The 18,148-nt window shown below is 64.0% G+C and carries 16 protein-coding genes and 1 other RNA gene; 9 read left to right on the top strand and 8 right to left on the bottom strand.

Annotation, left to right across the window (positions count from 1 at the left end; genetic code table 11):
* The first annotated feature begins 11 nt into the window (after positions 1-11).
* Entirely contained in the window at positions 12-2,147 is a 2,136-nt protein-coding gene (locus tag EBBID32_RS17440; RefSeq protein ID WP_006962174.1) for a ComEC/Rec2 family competence protein, read from the top strand.
* Here the strand turns inward: EBBID32_RS17440 and lexA are convergent.
* Positions 2,138-2,809, bottom strand: coding sequence for a transcriptional repressor LexA (gene lexA / locus EBBID32_RS17435; RefSeq protein ID WP_006962172.1), 672 nt, complete (start codon positions 2,807-2,809; stop codon positions 2,138-2,140). The two genes, EBBID32_RS17440 and lexA, sit on opposite strands and share 10 nt — an antisense overlap.
* A 155-nt stretch (positions 2,810-2,964) precedes the next feature.
* Here lexA and EBBID32_RS24230 point away from each other — a divergent pair, with 155 nt between their 5' ends.
* A complete protein-coding gene (locus EBBID32_RS24230) occupies positions 2,965-3,123 on the top strand; it encodes a hypothetical protein (RefSeq protein WP_006962170.1) in 159 nt (52 codons plus the stop codon).
* A gap of 4 nt (positions 3,124-3,127) precedes the next feature.
* Here the strand turns inward: EBBID32_RS24230 and EBBID32_RS17425 are convergent, their stop codons facing one another.
* The 5 genes from EBBID32_RS17425 to EBBID32_RS17405 all read right to left on the bottom strand — a co-directional run bounded on the left by EBBID32_RS17425 (position 3,128) and on the right by EBBID32_RS17405 (position 7,306).
* Positions 3,128-4,312, bottom strand: a complete 1,185-nt coding sequence (locus EBBID32_RS17425) for a molybdopterin molybdotransferase MoeA (RefSeq protein ID WP_006962168.1) — start codon at positions 4,310-4,312, stop codon at positions 3,128-3,130.
* Complete coding sequence (gene moaC / locus EBBID32_RS17420) at positions 4,309-4,779, bottom strand: cyclic pyranopterin monophosphate synthase MoaC (protein WP_006962167.1); 471 nt, start codon at positions 4,777-4,779, stop codon at positions 4,309-4,311. Before moaC ends, EBBID32_RS17425 begins: the two co-directional genes overlap by 4 nt.
* Positions 4,776-5,567, bottom strand: a complete 792-nt coding sequence (gene trpC / locus EBBID32_RS17415; RefSeq protein WP_006962166.1) for an indole-3-glycerol phosphate synthase TrpC — start codon at positions 5,565-5,567, stop codon at positions 4,776-4,778. The genes moaC and trpC overlap by 4 nt, the downstream gene beginning before the upstream one ends.
* Positions 5,564-6,556: an anthranilate phosphoribosyltransferase gene (gene trpD, locus EBBID32_RS17410; RefSeq protein ID WP_006962164.1), complete on the bottom strand. Its 993-nt coding sequence runs from the start codon at positions 6,554-6,556 to the stop codon at positions 5,564-5,566. Before trpD ends, trpC begins: the two co-directional genes overlap by 4 nt.
* A gap of 159 nt (positions 6,557-6,715) precedes the next feature.
* Positions 6,716-7,306 carry an anthranilate synthase component II gene (locus tag EBBID32_RS17405; RefSeq protein WP_006962162.1) on the bottom strand — a complete coding sequence of 197 codons (591 nt, stop codon included), beginning with the start codon at positions 7,304-7,306 and terminating at the stop codon, positions 6,716-6,718.
* A gap of 224 nt (positions 7,307-7,530) precedes the next feature.
* Between EBBID32_RS17405 and EBBID32_RS17400 the strand changes: the two genes are divergently transcribed.
* Positions 7,531-7,767, top strand: a complete 237-nt coding sequence (locus tag EBBID32_RS17400) for a hypothetical protein (RefSeq protein ID WP_006962160.1) — start codon at positions 7,531-7,533, stop codon at positions 7,765-7,767.
* On the opposite strand, the gene EBBID32_RS17395 is transcribed toward EBBID32_RS17400, so the two are convergent.
* A complete protein-coding gene (locus EBBID32_RS17395; RefSeq protein WP_006962159.1) occupies positions 7,764-8,498 on the bottom strand; it encodes an NRDE family protein in 735 nt (244 codons plus the stop codon). The two genes, EBBID32_RS17400 and EBBID32_RS17395, sit on opposite strands and share 4 nt — an antisense overlap.
* An 18-nt stretch (positions 8,499-8,516) precedes the next feature.
* Here EBBID32_RS17395 and ssrA point away from each other — a divergent pair.
* The 4 genes from ssrA to EBBID32_RS17380 all read left to right on the top strand — a co-directional run bounded on the left by ssrA (position 8,517) and on the right by EBBID32_RS17380 (position 14,177).
* Positions 8,517-8,872: a transfer-messenger RNA gene (ssrA, locus tag EBBID32_RS23715) on the top strand.
* A 290-nt stretch (positions 8,873-9,162) separates the two neighbouring features.
* Positions 9,163-9,546 carry a tetratricopeptide repeat protein gene (locus EBBID32_RS17390; RefSeq protein WP_006962157.1) on the top strand — a complete coding sequence of 128 codons (384 nt, stop codon included), beginning with the start codon at positions 9,163-9,165 and terminating at the stop codon, positions 9,544-9,546.
* 246 nt (positions 9,547-9,792) lie between these two features.
* The gene (locus EBBID32_RS17385; RefSeq protein ID WP_006962153.1) at positions 9,793-11,379 is read left to right on the top strand and encodes a hypothetical protein; all 1,587 of its coding nucleotides are present in this window, start codon (positions 9,793-9,795) and stop codon (positions 11,377-11,379) included.
* A 92-nt stretch (positions 11,380-11,471) separates the two neighbouring features.
* Positions 11,472-14,177, top strand: coding sequence for a TonB-dependent receptor domain-containing protein (locus tag EBBID32_RS17380; protein ID WP_006962152.1), 2,706 nt, complete (start codon positions 11,472-11,474; stop codon positions 14,175-14,177).
* 82 nt (positions 14,178-14,259) lie between these two features.
* Here the strand turns inward: EBBID32_RS17380 and EBBID32_RS17375 are convergent, their stop codons facing one another.
* A complete protein-coding gene (locus EBBID32_RS17375; protein ID WP_081628118.1) occupies positions 14,260-14,901 on the bottom strand; it encodes a prolyl hydroxylase family protein in 642 nt (213 codons plus the stop codon).
* A 170-nt stretch (positions 14,902-15,071) separates the two neighbouring features.
* On the opposite strand from EBBID32_RS17375, the gene EBBID32_RS17370 reads away from it, so the two are divergent.
* A complete protein-coding gene (locus tag EBBID32_RS17370) occupies positions 15,072-15,881 on the top strand; it encodes a type II secretion system protein N (protein WP_006962148.1) in 810 nt (269 codons plus the stop codon).
* Positions 15,878-18,061 (top strand): type II secretion system secretin GspD, encoded by a 2,184-nt coding sequence (gene gspD / locus EBBID32_RS17365; RefSeq protein WP_006962147.1) that lies wholly within the window; start codon positions 15,878-15,880, stop codon positions 18,059-18,061. The genes EBBID32_RS17370 and gspD overlap by 4 nt, the downstream gene beginning before the upstream one ends.
* Positions 18,062-18,148: the final 87 nt, after the last annotated feature.

Genomic DNA, 18,148 nt, shown 5'->3' with positions numbered 1-18,148 from the left:
CGCCCCCTAGCATGGCTTTTGAGCCACGACAAACCTCCCTTTGGCGGGGGGCTGCGGCGTGGGCGCGGGGGGCGCTTGCCAGGGTAGAAAGCTGGCTGGAGACCGAACGCGAACAGGCGCCGTTATGGGCGCCGATCGGGCTTGGCATCGGCATTGTCGCGTGGTTCCTGTTGCCCGACCGGATGGGCTGGATGGCCTTTTGCTGTGGCGCGCTGGCGATCGCGTGCTTGGGGATGTTGTTGCCCGACGGCGCGCGGTTGCGGCGGATGATCGTGGCGGGCGGGATGCTGGCCTGTATCGGCTGCGCGCTGATCGGGGGAAAGGCGGTGCTGCTGGGGCAGCCGCCGCTGGCCCGCGCGGTCTTTACCGTGGTGACGGGAGAGGTGACGGCGCTTCGGCCTGTTCCGGCGCAAAAGATGGTGCGGGCGATGCTGCGCCCGTTGGATGCGCCGGGCCTGCCGGCGATGATCCGCGTCAACATAGCCGAGGCGGATGTTCCGGCGGGGCTGGGCGAGGGGGCGGTGATCCGCTTTCGCGCACGATTAATGCCGCCCGCGCCCCCCAGCGTGCCGGGTGGCTATGATTTTGCCGCGCGCGCCTATTTTCAAGGGATTGGTGCTACCGGCAAGGCACTGAAACCCATCGAGATTTTACGTCCATCGACCGCGCCGCCGCCGCTGCGGGCGCGATTGTTCGCGCATATCCGGCAACAGGTTGACGGCCCGGCGCAGGGCATTGCGGTGGCACTCGCGACCGGCGATCAGGGCGCGATTGCGGAGGCGGACGCGGAGGCGATGCGGCGCAGTGGCCTTGCGCATCTGCTTTCGATCAGCGGGCTGCATGTGACGGCGCTGATCGGGGCAGTGATTTTCCTGCTGATGCGGGTGATGGCGCTTAGCCAACGGGCGGCGCTGGACTGGCCGCTGATGCTGATCGCGGCGGCGGGCGGCGCGCTGGCGGGGATCGGTTACACGCTGCTGACCGGGGCGGAGGTGCCGACGCTGCGCTCCTGTATCGCCGCGTTGCTGGTGCTGGGCGGGCTGGCGCTGGGGCGCGATGCGATCACGTTGCGGCTGGTGGCGACAGGGGCGCTGATCGTGCTGGCTTTCTGGCCCGAAGCGGTGACGGGGCCGAGTTTCCAGATGAGCTTTGCCGCTGTTACCGCGCTGATAGCCCTGGCCGAGCATCCGCGCTTTCGCGCCTTTGCCGCGGCGCGGGACGAGGATCGGGTGCGCAAGGCGGGGCGTGTGCTGGCAGCGATGCTGATGACCGGCATTGCGGTCGAACTGGTGTTGATGCCGATTGCCCTCTTCCATTTTCACAAGGCCGGGATGCTGGGCGCATTTGCCAATCTTATCGCCATTCCGCTGACCACCTTCGTCGTGATGCCGCTGGAGGCGTTGGCGTTGCTGTTCGATCTGGGCGGGCTGGGCGCGCCCTTCTGGTGGATGGCGGCGCAGGCGCTCAACCTGTTGCTGCTGATCGCCCATGGCGTGGCGGCCAGCCCGATGGCGACGATGCTGACGCCTGCGGTACCATCCTGGCTGTTCGCGCTGATGATCGGGGGGCTGCTCTGGTGTCTGTTGTGGCGCAGCGGGTGGCGCTGGCTGGGGCTTGGACCGATGGCGATGGGCGTGGTTGGCGTGCTGCTGCTCTCACCGCCCGACATTTTGGTGACCGGCGATGGCCGTCATGTCGCGGTGCGGACGGCAGGCGGCGGGATGGCACTGCTGCGCGCGGGGGCGGGCGATTATGTGCGCGATACGCTGGCCGAGAGTGCGGGCTATGATGGTCCGCTGGAGGCGCTGGCCGACCTGCCCCAGGCGCGCTGTTCGGCGGATTTATGTGCGGTGGGGATGCAAGTGGGCGGGCGACGCTGGCATCTGCTCGTCACCCGCAGCGACATGCTGGTCGATCGAGCATCGTTCAGCAAGGAATGTGCCGCCGCCGACATCGTCATTGCTGATCGCGGGCTGCCCTATTGGTGTCGTCCACGCTGGTTGAAGATCGACCGGCGGCTCCTGGCGCGAACCGGGGGCATTGCCATCGACCTGGACGATGCGCGCGTCACTACGGTGAGGATGGCGGGCGACGCCCATCCCTGGATCGTCGCGCCGCGCTCCCACCTTCGCCGTCCTCAGTTATAGCGGCGCAGCAGCCCTGCCAGCTTGCCCTGAATCCGTACCTGTCGCGGATCATAGAGTTGGGGTTCATAGGCGCTGTTGGCCGGGTCGAGCCGGACGCGCGGGCCTTCGCGGCGGAAATATTTGAGCGTGGCTTCCGCATCGTCGATGAGAGCAACGACGATCTGGCCTTCGCGGGCGACATCGGTGCGCTGGATCAGCGCAAAATCGCCGTCGAGGATGCCCGCCTCCATCATCGAATCGCCGGACACTTCCAACGCATAATGGTCGCCAGCCCCCAGCAGCGCGGCGGGGACGGACAGCATATTCTGCCCCTCCATCGCTTCGATCGGAACACCCGCGGCGATGCGGCCGTGCAGCGGGATTTCGATCACATCATTGGCGGCAACCGGCAGGCTGGGGGCCAGCTGCGGCTTGGCCGGAGCCACCGGCGCAGGCGCGCGATGCATGGCGTCTGGCAGCTTCAGCACTTCAAGCGCGCGGGCGCGATTGGGCAGGCGGCGGATGAAGCCGCGTTCCTCCAGCGCATTGATCAGCCGGTGGATGCCAGACTTGGATCGCAGGTCGAGTGCATCCTTCATCTCCTCGAAAGAAGGCGATACACCGCCTTCTTCCAGCCGGGTCTGGATGAAACTCAGCAATTCCTGCTGCTTGAGGGTCAACATGCCTGCGGTCCTCCATGGAACGTATAAGGAACACATAGGAAACGGAAGGAGGCAAGTCAAGCGGCTCGCAACCGGTCGCATTTTTAGGGAACGCGCTGCCCCGACGTCTGTTCTTCTTTCATCCCTGGCATAAGGGAGCAGATAAGGAGAAAGCCATGCTGGACCCCAATCCACATCCCGCAGTATCGCGCAAATTGCGACCGGATGTCGACCGTGATCCCCATCATGCCCCCTATCAGCGGGAGAAGAAGGAGGATCAGATGGGTGATGAGGATCATCTGGAGATACCGCCGGGTGAACGGCAATATCATTAGCTGTTTAACGTGCCAGCGGCAGGATGGTGACGGTATCGCCAGCGGCTGCGGCGGCGGAAACGGCCGGGCGCAGGATCAGGCAGTCTGCCATCGCCATGGCAGCCGTGGCGGCGCTGTCCTGTGACGTGACGGAAACGATCCCGGCTTCCCCGCGATAGGCACGCAGATAGTCATCACGATCACCGGTTGCGGGTAATGGCGCTGCAAGGCGCGCCTGTGTGGTGTGCGGTAGTGGCGCGCTGGCACCGGCGCGATGACGCACCAGCGGCAGCAGGAACAGGGTCGCGGTGACGAACGCTGATACCGGATTGCCGGGCAGGCCGAGAAATACAGCCTTGTCCAATGTTCCGGCCATCAACGGCTTGCCCGGCCGCATTCTGATCTTCCAGAAATCGAGCGCGCCCCCCGCCTGCGCGAAAGCCGGGCGGACCATGTCATGATCGCCGACCGATGCACCGCCGGTAGAGACGATAATGTCCGCCGATGCCGCCTGTTTCAACGCGGCGGTCATGGCGTCGAGATCATCAGGGACGATGCCGAGGTCAATGACATCGCACGGCAAGGCGCTGAGCATTGCCGCCAGCATCGCTGCGTTTGACGATGGCAGGCTGCCCGCCGGGGTCGGCGCGCCGGGGGGGACGAGTTCGTTGCCGGTCGAGATGAGCGCGACCTTCGGGCGTTGCCCTACCGGCAGCCTGCCATGCCCGCCCAGCACCGCAAGCGCGATGCGGGCGGGGGTGAGGGCGTTTCCGGCGGTCAGCAAGACATCGTCTGTTGCGAAATCCGATGCGGATGGGCGGACGTGCCGTCCCGTCGGCAACGGGTCGTCGCTGGCCAATAATTGATCGCCATCGCGGGTGACATTTTCCTGAATCAGGATCGTGTCCGCGCCAGCAGGCAGCGGCGCGCCGGTGAAGATGCGGCAGGCCTCTCCGGGTGCCAGCGGGGCCGGGATAGCACCGCCCGCCGCGCTTTCGCCAGCGATGCGCCATGGTCCGGGCCATTCGGCGGCGCGCACGGCATAGCCGTCCATCGCCGACAGATCGGCCCATGGCTGGTTGCGCAGCGCCAGCACGTCGCGGGCCAGCCAGCGACCAGCGCAGGCAGCGATCGGCGCTTCTTCCGCTTGCAGCGGTTGCGCCAAAGCAAACAGCCGCGCCTGCGCTTCGGCAACCGGCAGCAGGCTCATGCCGCGCGCCAGTCGCCCGACTTGCCGCCGCTCTTGGCGATCAGGCGAACATTGCCGATGATCATGCCCTTATCGAGTGCCTTTGCCATGTCATAGACAGTAAGCAGCGCGACCGACGCCGCCGTCAGCGCCTCCATCTCCACCCCGGTCTGCCCGGCCGTGCGGGCGGTGGCGGTGACGGTGACGCCATCCTCGTCCAGATCGAAATCGATATTGACGGCGCTCAGCGCGATCGGGTGGCAGAGCGGGATCAGATCGGCAGTGCGCTTGGCCGCCATGATGCCTGCGACCCGTGCGACCGCCAGCACGTCGCCCTTCTTGACCAGCCCCTGCGCGATCGCGGCGGCAGCTTCCGCGATCATGTCGATCCGGCCGCTGGCAATCGCTTCGCGCGCTGTCACCGCCTTGGCCGACACATCGACCATGCGCGCGGCACCATCCGCGTCGAGATGGGTGAGGCCGGTCATGCGCCCGTCAGCAGGTTGAGCGTCGCCGCCTCGACATCGGCCTGCCGCATCAGCGTTTCGCCGACCAGGAAGCAACGCACGCCATGATCGGCCATGGCGGTCAGGTCGGCATGGCTGGTCAGGCCGCTTTCGGCGACGAAGGTGCAGCCCGCCGGTGCCTTGCCCACCAGCTCATAGGTGCGGGCGAAATCGACGCTGAAGTCGCGCAAGTCGCGGTTGTTCACGCCGATCAGGCGCGATCGCAGCCTGAGCGCCCGCTCCATTTCAGCCTCGTCATGCACTTCGATCAGCGCATCCATGCCAAGGCCCAGTGCCGCATCCTCAATCTCCGCCATCTGCCCGTCATCCAGCGCGGCGACGATGATCAGGATGGCGTCCGCGCCGAGCGAGCGGCTTTCAAGGATCTGCCAGGGATCGACGATGAAATCCTTGCGCAGCACGGGAATGGCGCAGGCGGAACGGGCGGCCATCAGATAATCGTCATGGCCCTGGAAATAGGGTTCATCCGTCAGCACCGACAGGCAGGCCGCGCCACCGGCGGCATAGGCCTGCGCATGGGCGGGCGGATCGAAGTCGGCGCGGATCAGGCCTTTGGAGGGGCTGGCCTTCTTGATCTCCGCAATCAGGCCGAAGCCGGAGCGCGCTGCGTCATCCAGCGCCTTGCGAAAGCCACGCGGGGGAGTCTGTTCGCTGGCGCGGGCGTGGAGCGACGACAGCGATGTCGCGGCCTTGCGCCGGGCAACATCCTCGCGCTTGAAATCGCAGATTTCGATCAGCTTGTTGGTCATTGATAGGCAATCCAGCAATTGAGCAGGGCGTTGGCCAGGCCACGGTCGATCGTCTCGGCCGCTTCCTCCACGCCTTCACGAAGATCGGCAACCGCATCCGCCACGACAAGGGCGGCGGCGGCGTTCAGCAGCACCGCGTCGCGATAGGCACCCGGTTCGCCTTGCAGCAGTGCGCGCAGGGCGGCGGCATTATGCGCTGCGTCGCCACCCCGGATCGCATCGACCGGATAAGTGGACAGGCCAAGATCAGCGGCGGACAGGCGGCGCATCGCGACGATGCTGTGCCCTGCGACTTCGGCGATGTCGTTGCCGCCTGCGAGCGACAATTCGTCCAGCCCCTCATCACCCGACACGATCATCGCGCGGTCGACGCCCAGTTCAGCGAGCGCCTGAGCGTAGATGGGAACATAGGCGGGACGGGCGATGCCGACAAGCTGGCGGCGCACCCCGGCGGGGTTGGCGAGCGGTCCCATCAGGTTGAAGATGGTGCGCTCGCCAATCGCCTTGCGGATCGGGCCGAGCCGCTTGAGCGCGGGGTGGTAATTTTGCGCGAACAGGAAGCAGATGCCGATTTCGGCCAACGTCGCCTCCGCGCTGGCGGCGGCACGGTCGAGGTTGAGGCCCAGCGCTTCGAGCGTGTCGGCGGCGCCTGCCTTGGACGATGCGGCGCGGTTGCCATGTTTGGCGACGGGGACGCCTGCGGCTGCGACGACCAGCGATACGGCGGTCGAGACGTTGAGCGTATGATGCCCGTCGCCACCGGTGCCGCACACGTCGATCGCACCGGCGGGGGCCGTGACAGGGATCATCCGCGCTCGCATGGCGCGCGCGGCCGCCGCGATCTCGATCGCCGTTTCACCGCGTCGAGCCATGGTGATGAGGAAGGTCGCGATGTCGGCTTCGGGCAGGTCGGCGTCGAACAGCAGGTCGAATGCGCGGGCGGCGGCCTGCGCGTCGAGCGGTTGGGAGGGGTCGGGCAGGCTGGTCATCGCGCTTGCCTTAATCATCAGCGGGGCGGTGAGTCGAGGGGGCGCTGGCGCTTAACTTCGCACTTTTCCCGGTAAATGAGACATAAGATTTCCTATCGCCGTAACTTTTGCAAAGTCGGCAACGCATTTTAGCACGGCGAGACACAGTAGGAAATGCGGTTACGCCTCCTCGCGCGCCTTCACCTTCATGCCCGCAATCCGCATGAAATTGGCCAGCATGTCATGGCCATGTTCGGTGGCGATGCTTTCGGGATGGAACTGGACCGAATGGATCGGCAGGGTCGCGTGGCGGAAGCCCATGACCGATCCGTCCTCGCTGGTCGCGTTGACGATCAGGCTGTCTGGAATATCCTCCACGATCAGCGAGTGATAGCGGGTCGCGGTGAAGGGGGAGGGCAGGCCTGCGAACAGGCCGGTGCCATCATGGGTGACGGGCGATGTCTTGCCGTGCATCAGGCCGCCGCGCACGACTTTACCGCCGAAATGCTGTCCGATCGCCTGATGGCCCAGGCACACGCCCAGCAAGGGCGCACCGGCATCCGCGCAGGCAGCGACGAGATCGAGGCTGACGCCTGCTTCATTGGGGGTGCAGGGACCGGGCGAGAGCAGAAAGGCCTTTGCCCCGCTGGACAGCGCCTGACCCGCTGAAATGGCGTCGTTGCGGACGACCTCCACCCGTGCGCCCAGTTCCATCAGATAATGGACCAGATTCCAGGTGAAGCTGTCATAATTGTCGATGACGAGGATCATGGGATCAGGGCTATAGAGGGGTGAGGCGGCAAGGGGAAGCGGGCGAGGGTATAAATGTCGCGACGCGCCCATAAGCGTCTGCTAGGGCCAGCCCATCGACGCGAACCCTGCCTGCAAGCATTCGCGTGACCGAGAGACCCTTAGCGCTCCCGCTTGCCAGCAAGGCGCTTTTTCTTGGACCATCTTATCCGTCATTCCATCATCGCTGGCGTGAGCCGCGCCGCATGAGCCGCGCGATCAACATCAATGCGCCGCTGGCCGATGTGCAGGCGCTCTGCACCAAGCATGCGCTGGCCGTGTCGACCATCGAAGCTCTGACATCGGGCGGCACCCGCGTGGTGATGCTGAACCCCGACGGCGCGGACCGGATGCGGGAGCTGATGAAAACCAAGCTGATCGAGTCGCCGGTCGTGCGCTCATCACTCCATCTGGCGCGCCAGCCGCGCTCGGTGCAGCGTTAAAGCGGCCAGGTAAAGCTGAACTCGCTGTCGCCGGTCCGCTGTCCGTCTGCGTCATAGCGGCGTTCGGCGATCATCCCCTGTCCTGTGCGGTCGATCGTGATGATCGTGCTGCATCGCGTGCCGTAGATGGCATCGCGGATGAAGATGGGGGATGGTTCGGCGTCAGGCGGTATATCGTCGGGCGGACTATCGGTTCGCAGTGCGGCGAACAGACTCTCCGGATCATCATCACCCGTCACCAGCCAGTCGGCCAGCATCGCGTTCAACTGGCGCGTCTTGGGCCAAAGGTCGGCCAACGGTCCATTGGACAGGCCGATGATTCCGGGCGGCAGGTCGATGGTGTCGGGGTGGGGGCGGTTGGTCAGCAGCCGGGCGTGGTGCCGGTCGACCGCAATCAGGGTGAACGGGTTGAAATCGTCCAATGCCGCCATCGTCGGCGCGGCATACACTCCCTCACCCGTCAGCATATCCGTCACAAGCGCACCGCGAGAGGCGCGGTCGGGATGGGCCATGCCATAGCCGCGTTGATTGGTGACCACGGCCATACGGCCCGCATCGGACACGCCCGCCCATGTGCCGCCAGATTGCAGGTCCCGTCCGGCGATAATGCCGGGTCGATCATCCCATTGCGCCAGCGCGGCGGACGGACGAACATGATGTTCGTCGCGATTGCCCGCCAGCACCAGATGCCAGCGTGGATGGGCCGCCCATGCCATTGTCACGATACACATGGGCTTTCCCTTATGCGGCGGCTTGAAAAGGCGCAACTTTGCGCCCATATGGGTGGGGCCGGGTTCGCCCGGCTATGGTGATAAATTGTGTCGTATAATAGACGCAGCGGACCCGGGGGCAGTACCCGGCGGTTCCACCACATATCCCGGTTGGCGCAAATGCTGGACGGGATGTCTGACGGGGCCGAACTAGGATCGACGTGTGTTCAAAGGCGATGTTTTTACCCGGCCCGTGTAAGCCGTTAAACTGTGCAAAACTCATAAGTGCCAACGATAACGAAGCACTCGCCATTGCAGCGTGAATGAGGGCCTAACGGCCTGACCTCACTCTAAAATAGCGCGGTTGAACCCACCGGGCAACAGAAGGGAATTCAGCGGCCTCCGGGAGGGCCGGGCAACAGAACCTCCCGGACCTTCTTCATTTTTGCCGTCTTGCCTTGCTGGGATCGTTTGATCGATCGCCTGCGCGCTTGTGCTGTGCGAATCGGAGTCGACTCCGATTGTTCTTTCGATTACACTTTTATGACAGTATGAAGAAAAAATCATAAGCCATTGATTTAAAAGAAATCAAAATCCTTTTCGGCAATCGAACCACTATTGCCCAATTGTCATCACAGTGAAATAATAGCGGCTATAGTCAGAAGGTTTTGCTGGAGAAAATAAGATGCTGAAGGTCGCCCTCATCGCCGGTTTTGCTTTGGCTTGCGTCACCCCCGCAATGGCACAGGGCGCGTCCGAGGATGTGATCGTCGTTGGTGTTCCCGATGGTGGACTGGCGGCTCGCGACCTGACCGCTGGCAATTATGAAAAGGCGGCCAAGCGGCTGAAGGCTGTGTGGCCCGACAGTGCCAATGATCCTGCGCGGCTCATCAACCTTGGCAATGCCTATGCGGGCATGGGGCGCATGGCTGATGCGCAGTCTGCCTATAAATCCGCTCGCTTCTCTCCGGAAATGACGCTGGTACTGGCCGATGGCAGCGAACAGTCGTCGCGCGACGTGGCGCGGCGGGCGATGAGCCGCCTGACCCCGGTATATGCGTCGCGCTGATCGAAGCGCTTTATTTTCAGTGATTATGATGGGCGACGTTCGGCGTAACGGCGCCCATGTCATGAAACCATAACGCAAGTCACCAAACTGTAATTTTAGTGACGCCATTTCGTCACCAAAACAGAACAAGCCTGTCACCGGACGTCCCTAACTGCCCATTCGGAGGGCGACAGGGGGCGTTGTCCGAATCAAATCCCCTGCGCTCCGCATAGCAACAAACCCGGTGTCCACCGGAGCGGAGACGACATGGCCAAGATTAACCGTATCCACACGATCCTGATGGCGAGCTGCGCCTGCGTAGGCCTGAGCGCCTGCGGTGCAGACGACATCGCTTCGCCGGGCGAGGGCACCATTGTCATCCCCGCGCCGACCCCGACGCCGACCCCCACGCCAACGCCGACCCCCACGCCGACCGGCGTGACCCCGGCCGCCAACTGCCCGACCATTGCCGGCGCGGTTCAGCTGTCGGATCTGGGCACCATCTCCGACGGCGGCAACACCTGGCGCAATTGCGGTTTCCCGACGCGCTTCACCAGCTCGACCGCGATCGCCAAGGTCGCAGGCGTCATCTATTCGCTGCCCGGCCGCGTCGATGTCGGCACCGACCAGGGCGCTGCCAGCACCAACACCGATGTCACGCTGACGATCGATCCGGGCGTCACCATCTTTGCCGCCACCGGCAACGCCTATCTGGCGGTCAATCGTGGCAACAAGATCAACGCCGTCGGCACTGCGTCGCAGCCGATCGTGTTCACCAGCCGTGAAAACGTCCTTGGCACCGCGACCGACCAGTCGTCGGGCCAGTGGGGCGGCGTCGTGCTGCTTGGCCGTGCGAAGATCACCGACTGTCTGGCCCCGGCCGCAGCGCCCGGCACGACCGCGTGCGAACGTGATACCGAAGGCAGCAGCGGTGCGCTCTATGGTGGCGCGAACGATGCCGACAATTCGGGTCGCATGTCCTATGTCCAGATCCGCTATTCCGGCTTCGCGCTGGCTGGCGGCAGCGAATTGCAGGGTCTGACCCCGTCGGGCGTCGGCACCGGCACCGTGATCGACCATATCCAGGTCCATAACAGCTCGGACGATGGCATCGAAGCCTTTGGCGGCAATGCTCACTTCAAATATCTGGTGCTGACCGGCAATGAGGACGATAATTTCGACTCCGACGTCGGTTATCGCGGCACCGTCCAATATGTCATCAGCGCACAGCGCGCGAACAACGACATTGGCGACGGCTTCCTTGAAACCGACTCCAACGGTGGTTCGGCCGCCAATAATGGTGAGGACGCGCTGCCCCGCCAATATCTGAAGATGGCCAACTTCACCTACATCCACCGTTCGACCACGGGCAGCAATGGCTCGGCCATGCTGCTGCGCGGCGGTGCGGACCTGGCACTGGTGAACGGCATCATCGTTGCGCCGACCAACAGCTGCCTGCGCATCGACAGCACGACCACGACCCGCGACGCCGACACGGCGCTGGAAGACGCCGGCAAGCCGCGCTACATCTCCGTGGCGATGCAGTGCAACGGCACGCCCTATAAGGGCAGCCGTGGTGTCGATGCCGCAGCGGTCCAGTCGATCTTCGAGGCCGGTGCCAACAGCACGATCAGCTACACGCCGTCGCTGACCAGCCTGTTCATCAACGGCGCGACCGAAACGGCGCGCACCGCGATCGACCCCAAGACGATCGACTCTGCGTTCAACACCACCAACTATATCGGTGCGGTCAGGGACAGCAGCGACACCTGGTATGCCGGCTGGACCTGCAATTCGGTGACCGCCAACTTCGGCAGCACCAGCAAGGACTGCACGGCGATCCCGACGACCTGATCGGACCCACGACCTCAACAGGGGCGGGGGAGCGTGCAATTGCCGCTTCCCCGCCTTCTTTGCACTGCAATTCCCAAAGGGGGACCCCTAGCATGTCGAAGCCGCTCAGCCTGGCGCGCCTGCTCCTGATTTCATCCGCCCTGGTCGCACCTGGTGCCATGGCGCAAACCGATCCGGCCGCCACGACCGGCGCGGACGCTGGTGGAGCCGTTACATCCGGCACGCCGACCGCCGCCGAACAGGCCGATTCCGATTCTGGCAATGTCGATGTATCGATCCCCGGCGCGGACATCGTCGTTACCGGCCGCCGTACGACCAACGTGTCGCAAGCCGCCCCGCAGGTGGTGAACGTCCTGTCGGCCGCCGACATCAAGCGCACGGGCGAGGGCGACATTGCCGGTTCGCTCCAGCGTGTCACCGGCCTGTCGGTCGTGTCGGGCGGCTATGTCTATGTCCGTGGTCTGGGCGATCGCTATTCGCTGGCGCTGCTCAACGGTTCGCCGCTGCCAAGCCCCGAACCCTTGAAGCGCGTCGTTCCGCTCGACCTGTTCCCGACCAGCGTGATCGCATCGACGCTGGTGCAAAAAACCTTCTCGGCCAATTTCCCCGGCGAATTTGGTGGCGGGGTCATCAACCTGACGACCAAGGCGATTCCCGCCGAAAGCTATCTGGAAATCGGCTTTGGCAGTTCCGCCAACACCGAAACGTCGGGGCAACTGGGCTATACCCATTATGGCGCCAAGTCCGACTGGACGGGATTTGACGACAGTTCGCGCGACGTGCCGCCGCTGCTCAAGCAGGCGATCGGCAGCGGTGTTCCGTTCGCGAATATCGGCCGGACGGACCAGCAGGCGATTGCGATGCAGTTCCTCAACGCCGACACGTCGGTCGTGCAGCGGACCAACAGCCTGCCGTTCAACTTCTCCGGCTCGATCAATGGCGGCACCGCTGTCGATGTTGGCAGCGATGGACGGCTGGGCGTGATCGCCACGGCTTCCTACAGCAACAAGTGGCGCACCCGCGACAATCTGCAACAGGCATCGCTCGACGTCGGGGCAGGGGCTGGCAAAAGCTACCAGCAGGTCAGCACCGATAATGAGATTACGGTCAACGGCCTGCTGGGCGTCGGGCTGGAACTGGGCGACCAGAAGCTGCGCTGGACCAACCTCTATATCCGCGACACCACCAAGCGCAGCGCGCTGGCCATCGGTCGGAATGACGGCACTATTCAGGATGCCGATTTCATGCAGCAAAATACCGCCTGGTATGAGCGGCAACTGATCGACACCCAGTTGGTCGGGGAATTCAAATTTTCGGACGCGCTCAGCCTCGACGTGCGTGGCGGCTTTGCCAATTCGCAGCGCGAAGCTCCGTATGAGCGCGAATTTGTCTATGTGCGCACCAATCGCGACCTGGCGACCGATCCGGTGGGCGATCGTTTCGTCAACGCACTCAACCGTCAGCGCGGCGATGCGTCGGCGACCTTCAGCGACCTGAACGAAGATCTCTGGTTTGCAGGCGTCGACTGGAGCTACAAGATCGCTCCGGGCTTCTCGCTGACGGCGGGCTACGCCTTTAACGACACCAAGCGTCGTTCGTCGCGCTATGAACTGCATTTCGATGCGGTCAACCTGCCCGTGCCGGTCCAACAGTTGCGCCCCGACTATCTGCTGTCGGACGCGACGATCCAGTTGTACGATATTGGCCTGCTCGAATTTTCGGGCAACTATCCGGTCTATGACGCGGCGCTGCGCACCCATGCGGGCTATGCCCAGGTGCAGGCGGACCTGTTTGCTGGCCTGTCCGTCAACGCCGGTGTCCGCTATGAAAAGGGCGAAATGTCGGTGACGGGCGTTGACGTGTACAGCACCGGGCTGACCCCGTTCAACGAAATCCGCAAGGATTACTGGCTGCCTGCCGTGACGTTCACGCTCGAAGCGGCCAAGGGTCTGCAACTGCGCGCCAGCGGGTCCAAGACCATCGCCCGTCCGCAATTCCGTGAACTGATCGCCCAGCCTTATCTGGATACCGAATCCAACCGCTTCTTCCGCGGCAATCCCTTCCTTCAGGATAGCCAGTTGTGGAATGCGGACATTCGCGCCGAATGGTATATGGGCAGGGATGAGCGGATCACGGCGGCGGCCTTCTACAAGAAGATCGAAAATCCGATCGAAACCTACACGACCATCACCGACACCTATAATGTCACGACCAGCTTTGCCAATGCGCCCGAAGCGACGCTCTATGGCGCGGAAGTGGAAGTGCAGAAATATGTGCCGCTGGATGGCGTGTCGGATTCGAGCTTCTTCGTCAGTCGCCGGATCACGCTGATCGGCAACTATACCTATACCCAGTCGAAGCTGAAGGTGGGGGCGGGCGACACCACCATCCCCTATACCTACACCACCGGTGACGCGCCGGCGGCGTCCGATTATTTCCTGAACGGCGTGCCGCTGACGGGGCAGTCGGACCATCTGGTCAACCTGCAACTGGGTCTGGAGGATACCGACACGCTGTCGCAGCAGACATTGTTGCTGACCTATGCCAGCGATCGTGTCACCAGCCGTGGCCCGAACCTGCAACCCGACATCAAGGAACGGCCGGGCGTACAGCTCGACTTCGTGGCGCGGCAGGCGGTCAAGCTGCCCGGCGGCATCAACAGCGAAGTCAAGTTCGAGGCGCGCAACATATTGGGTCGCAAGTTCCAGGAATTCCAGGAACAGGACGGCAACCGCGTCTTTTATAACCGCTACAAGATCGGCACGACCATCGCCGCGTCGATGACGGTAGCGTTCTGATCGGACCGGGGCCGCATGGTTGCGGCCCCGTGCAATACAGGCGACCGGTCCGTTTCAGGCGGGCCGGTCGTTTTGCGTTGGGTCACCCCCAGGGCTTTTCGCGATACCATTTGGTGATGACATGCTTCACCCCGGCACGGACCTTCATGCCGTGGTGCAGGCTCGCGGGGTTGGGCTGGCCGGGCGCGATTCGGTTGTTCCAGGCGAGCAGCTTGCCGGTCTGCGGCTGGACCGTCTTGCCGATCTTCGGGAAGCGGGTTGCGCCGCCTGCTGCGGGTTCGTCGAGATAGACCATCAGCGTCCAGCTGCGGTTACCCGCGACCGAGCAATATTTGACATAGTCCGCGCCCTTGGGGTCGAAATAGTCGGTATGGGCCTTGAATTCCTGGCCCACATCATAGCGCTGGCCCTGGATCGGTTCGCCATAGGCCGGGTCGATCCCGGCAAAGGCGGCGAGTTTCGCGTCGATCATGGCGACGAACGGATCGCCATGATCAAGGTCGCAGGTTTCGCTGGTGCGGAAATAGCCGTCGCCATTGGCATCCGCGATGGTGGAGGGGCGACGGTCCGCTTCGATCCGGTCGATCAGCGCGGCACATTCGTCAGGGACAAGGAAATCGCGCCGGATGAAAAGGGTGAGGTCGCGGCTGGGGACGCGCTGGACGCGCGCCTGGCTGGCGATCCACGCGGGGTCGGCGTCTGCGGCGGTGGGATGATCGGGCATGACACTCATGAACAAGGCCTGGAAAGCCGATTTTGCTACCGCCCGTGCCCGGAAATGCAAGCGGCGTGATGGCTGAATTGCATCTGTCATAAATGGGTCACATCACTGTCATCCATCCGTAAGAGGAAGTGCTTAGCAGCGGTCCCATCACAAAGGGGCAAGCAAAGCAGATGCGGGTGGCAATTGCCAACAGGATGCGGGGTCGGTCGATCGACGGGCTGGCGTTGCTGGAAAAGGGGCTGATCGCCCTGCTGGCGCTGCAACTCGTGCGGCTGGCCTGGGTAATCGTGACGCCGCTGGGCAGTTTCGGGCCGTGGGAGGGGCGGCAGGCGCAATTGCTCACTCCCGCCGCGCGGCAGGCTTTGTTCGCGAGCTTCGATCCTTTTTTCCGCAGCGGTGCGCCGCAGGCGGCGGGCAATGGCGTCGTCACGTCGCTGGCGCTGACCCTCTATGGCATCCGCCTCAACGAAGGCTCCGGCCTGGGTTCCGCGATCATCGCTGCGCCGGACGGGGTGCAGAGCAGTTTTGCGGTGGGGGATGAAATCCTGCCGGGCGTGGTGCTGAAATCGGTGGCGTTCGATCATGTGACGATCGACCGGGGCGGGGCGGAGGAGCAGATTTTCCTCGATCAGTCGACCCCGGCACCAACGGCAGCACCGGAAGGCGGCGCGTCGCAAGCGCCAACCCCAACCCCACCGCCACCGTCGGCCGGTCCCACCGCCGACAGCCTGAAACGCGACATTGGTTTTGCCCCCCGGATGCAGGATGGCCGGGTGACAGGGCTGGCGGTCAGCGCAAGGGGACCGGGCTTTGCCAGTGCCGGTTTCCGCCCCGGCGACATTATCAGCCAGATTAATGGCCAGCCGGTGGGCGACCTCCAGTCTGTGCAAAACCAGATCGCGCCGGGTGCGCGCCTGTCCCTGACCGTGGAGCGCGGCGCGACCGTCGCTTCGGTCAACCTCATAGTGCAAGGCCAATGACCAGATATTTTCTTCCCCTTTCCGCCGCGCTTGCGCTCGTCCTGGCCGCGCCGGCACAAGCGCAGCAGACGCTGAACGTCCGCGACGCCGACATTCGCGCCTTCATTCAGGATGCCGCGCGGGTGACGGGGCGCACCTTCATCATCGACAATCGGGTGCAGGGCAAAGTGTCGGTCGTGACCGACCGGCCTTTGTCGCGCTCTGAATATTTTGAAATCGTGCTGTCCACATTGCGGGCCAACGGTCTGGTCGCCGTGCCAGCACCAGGCGGCGCCTATCGCATCCAGCCTGCCGATGGCGCGGCGGGGCAGCCCAGCGCAGTGGGCCGCGCGGCCAATCGTAACAGTTTCGTGACCGAAGTATTCCGCCTGCGCTCGATCGACGCGGCCAGTGCGCTGGAAACGCTGCGCCCGCTGGTCAGCAAGGACGGATCGGTGACCGCCAACCGCGCGGGCAACAGCGTGGTCGTGGCCGACTATGCCGACAATATTGCCCGCATCCGCCAGGTGATCGCACGGGTCGATCGCGACGTGTCGGCGACGCAGATGGTGGTGCTCAAGAACGCCGGCGCGCGGGAGATTGCGACATCGCTTCAGGCATTGGTAGCTAGTGGCGGCGGCGAGAATGCCGCACCTTCTGCGGCGACCGTGGTGCCGATCGACAGCAGCAATGCGGTCGCGATCCGGGGCGATGCCAACACTGTCGCGCGCCTTGTCGCGATGGCGCGGCAACTGGATCAGCAGGCGGCGAGCGGTACGGAAATCCGGGTCTATTGGCTGGAACATGCCGACGCCGAAAAATTGCTCCCGGTGTTGCAGCAACTGGTTGGGCAATCGACCAGCCAGCCGGTGACCGCTTCGACCCCTGCGGCCGCCGCGGCGAGCGCAGCAGCGGCACCTGTAGCCGCACCATCCACCTCTTCCAGTGGCAGCGGTATTTCGACGCGCGGCCCGGCGATCGTCACCCGCTATGAGGGCGCCAACGCCATCATCGTCGCCGCCAATAGCGACGTGCAGCGGATGCTGGGCGAAACCATCCGCCAGATCGACACGCGGCGCGAACAGGTGTTGGTGGAGGCGATCATCGTCGAGATCAGCGACGCGGCGGCCAAGAAGCTGGGCGTGCAATTCCTGATCGGCAGCACATCGACCGGCTTTGCCGCGACCAATTACAGCAATGCGTCGCCCAATCTGCTGACGCTGGCGGGCGCCTATGGCGCGACACAATTGGGGACGACCACGACAACCGTGGTGGCACCAGATGGCACGCGCACCACAACGGAAGTCCAAAATAGTGGCGACCTGGCCAGCACACTCCAGCAATCGGCGATCAACAGCCTGACCAGCGCGACCGGGGCGATTGCAGGCCTTGGCGGCAGCATCGGCAAGAACGGGATTTTCGGCGCGATCATCAATGCGGTGAAATCCGACACGGAAAGCAATCTGCTCTCCACCCCGTCGGTGATGACGCTGGACAATCAGAAGGCGTCGATCCTGGTCGGCCAACAGGTGCCAGTGACCACCGGCGAGGCGCTGAGCCAGAATTTCGACAACCAGTTCCGCACCGTCCAGCGGCAGGATGTCGGCATCAAGCTGGAGGTGAAGCCCCAGATCAACACCGGCGGCGCGATCAAGCTGTTCCTGCGGCAGGAAGTGTCGAGCGTGGCCGGACCGGTCAGCAACTCCAGCAGCGACCTCATCATCAACAAGCGCGAGATCGAAACCACGGTCACCGTGGACGATGGCGAGATATTGGCGCTGGGCGGCTTGCTGGACGATAATGAGCGCAAGACGATCGAGCGGATTCCGTTGCTCAGCGACATTCCGGGGCTTGGCGAATTGTTCAAGTCGCGCAGCCGCAGCCGGACCAAGACCAACCTGATGGTGTTCATCCGCCCGACCATATTGCGGTCGAAGGAGGATGCGCAGAAGCTGACGCAGCAGCGCTACGGCTATGTCCGCAACATGCAGTTGCAGCGCAACCCCGACATGGAACCGACCATCGACGAACTGGTGCGCGACTATATGGGTGCGACCCCGCCGGTCGCCGCGCAGCCGGGCGATGCGCTGGTGCAGCCCGATGCGCCGCCCAACGCGCCACAGGTGATCGAACCGACCGTGCGCCAGTCGAGCGGCGTGGTGCGGCCTGTCGAGATAGCGCCGAGCGGAGAAAAGCGATGAAAGCGACACTCACCCCGTTCGCCCTGAGCCTGTCGAAGCCTGTCCTGAGCGCCTGCCGCAGGCGGGCAGTCGAAGGGGGCCGTCCTT

The organism is Sphingobium indicum BiD32, from assembly GCF_000382885.1.
Classification (GTDB): Bacteria; Pseudomonadota; Alphaproteobacteria; order Sphingomonadales; family Sphingomonadaceae; genus Sphingobium; species Sphingobium japonicum_C.
Note: the sequence above shows the minus strand (reverse complement) of the source record. Positions and strands in the feature narration are given on the sequence as shown.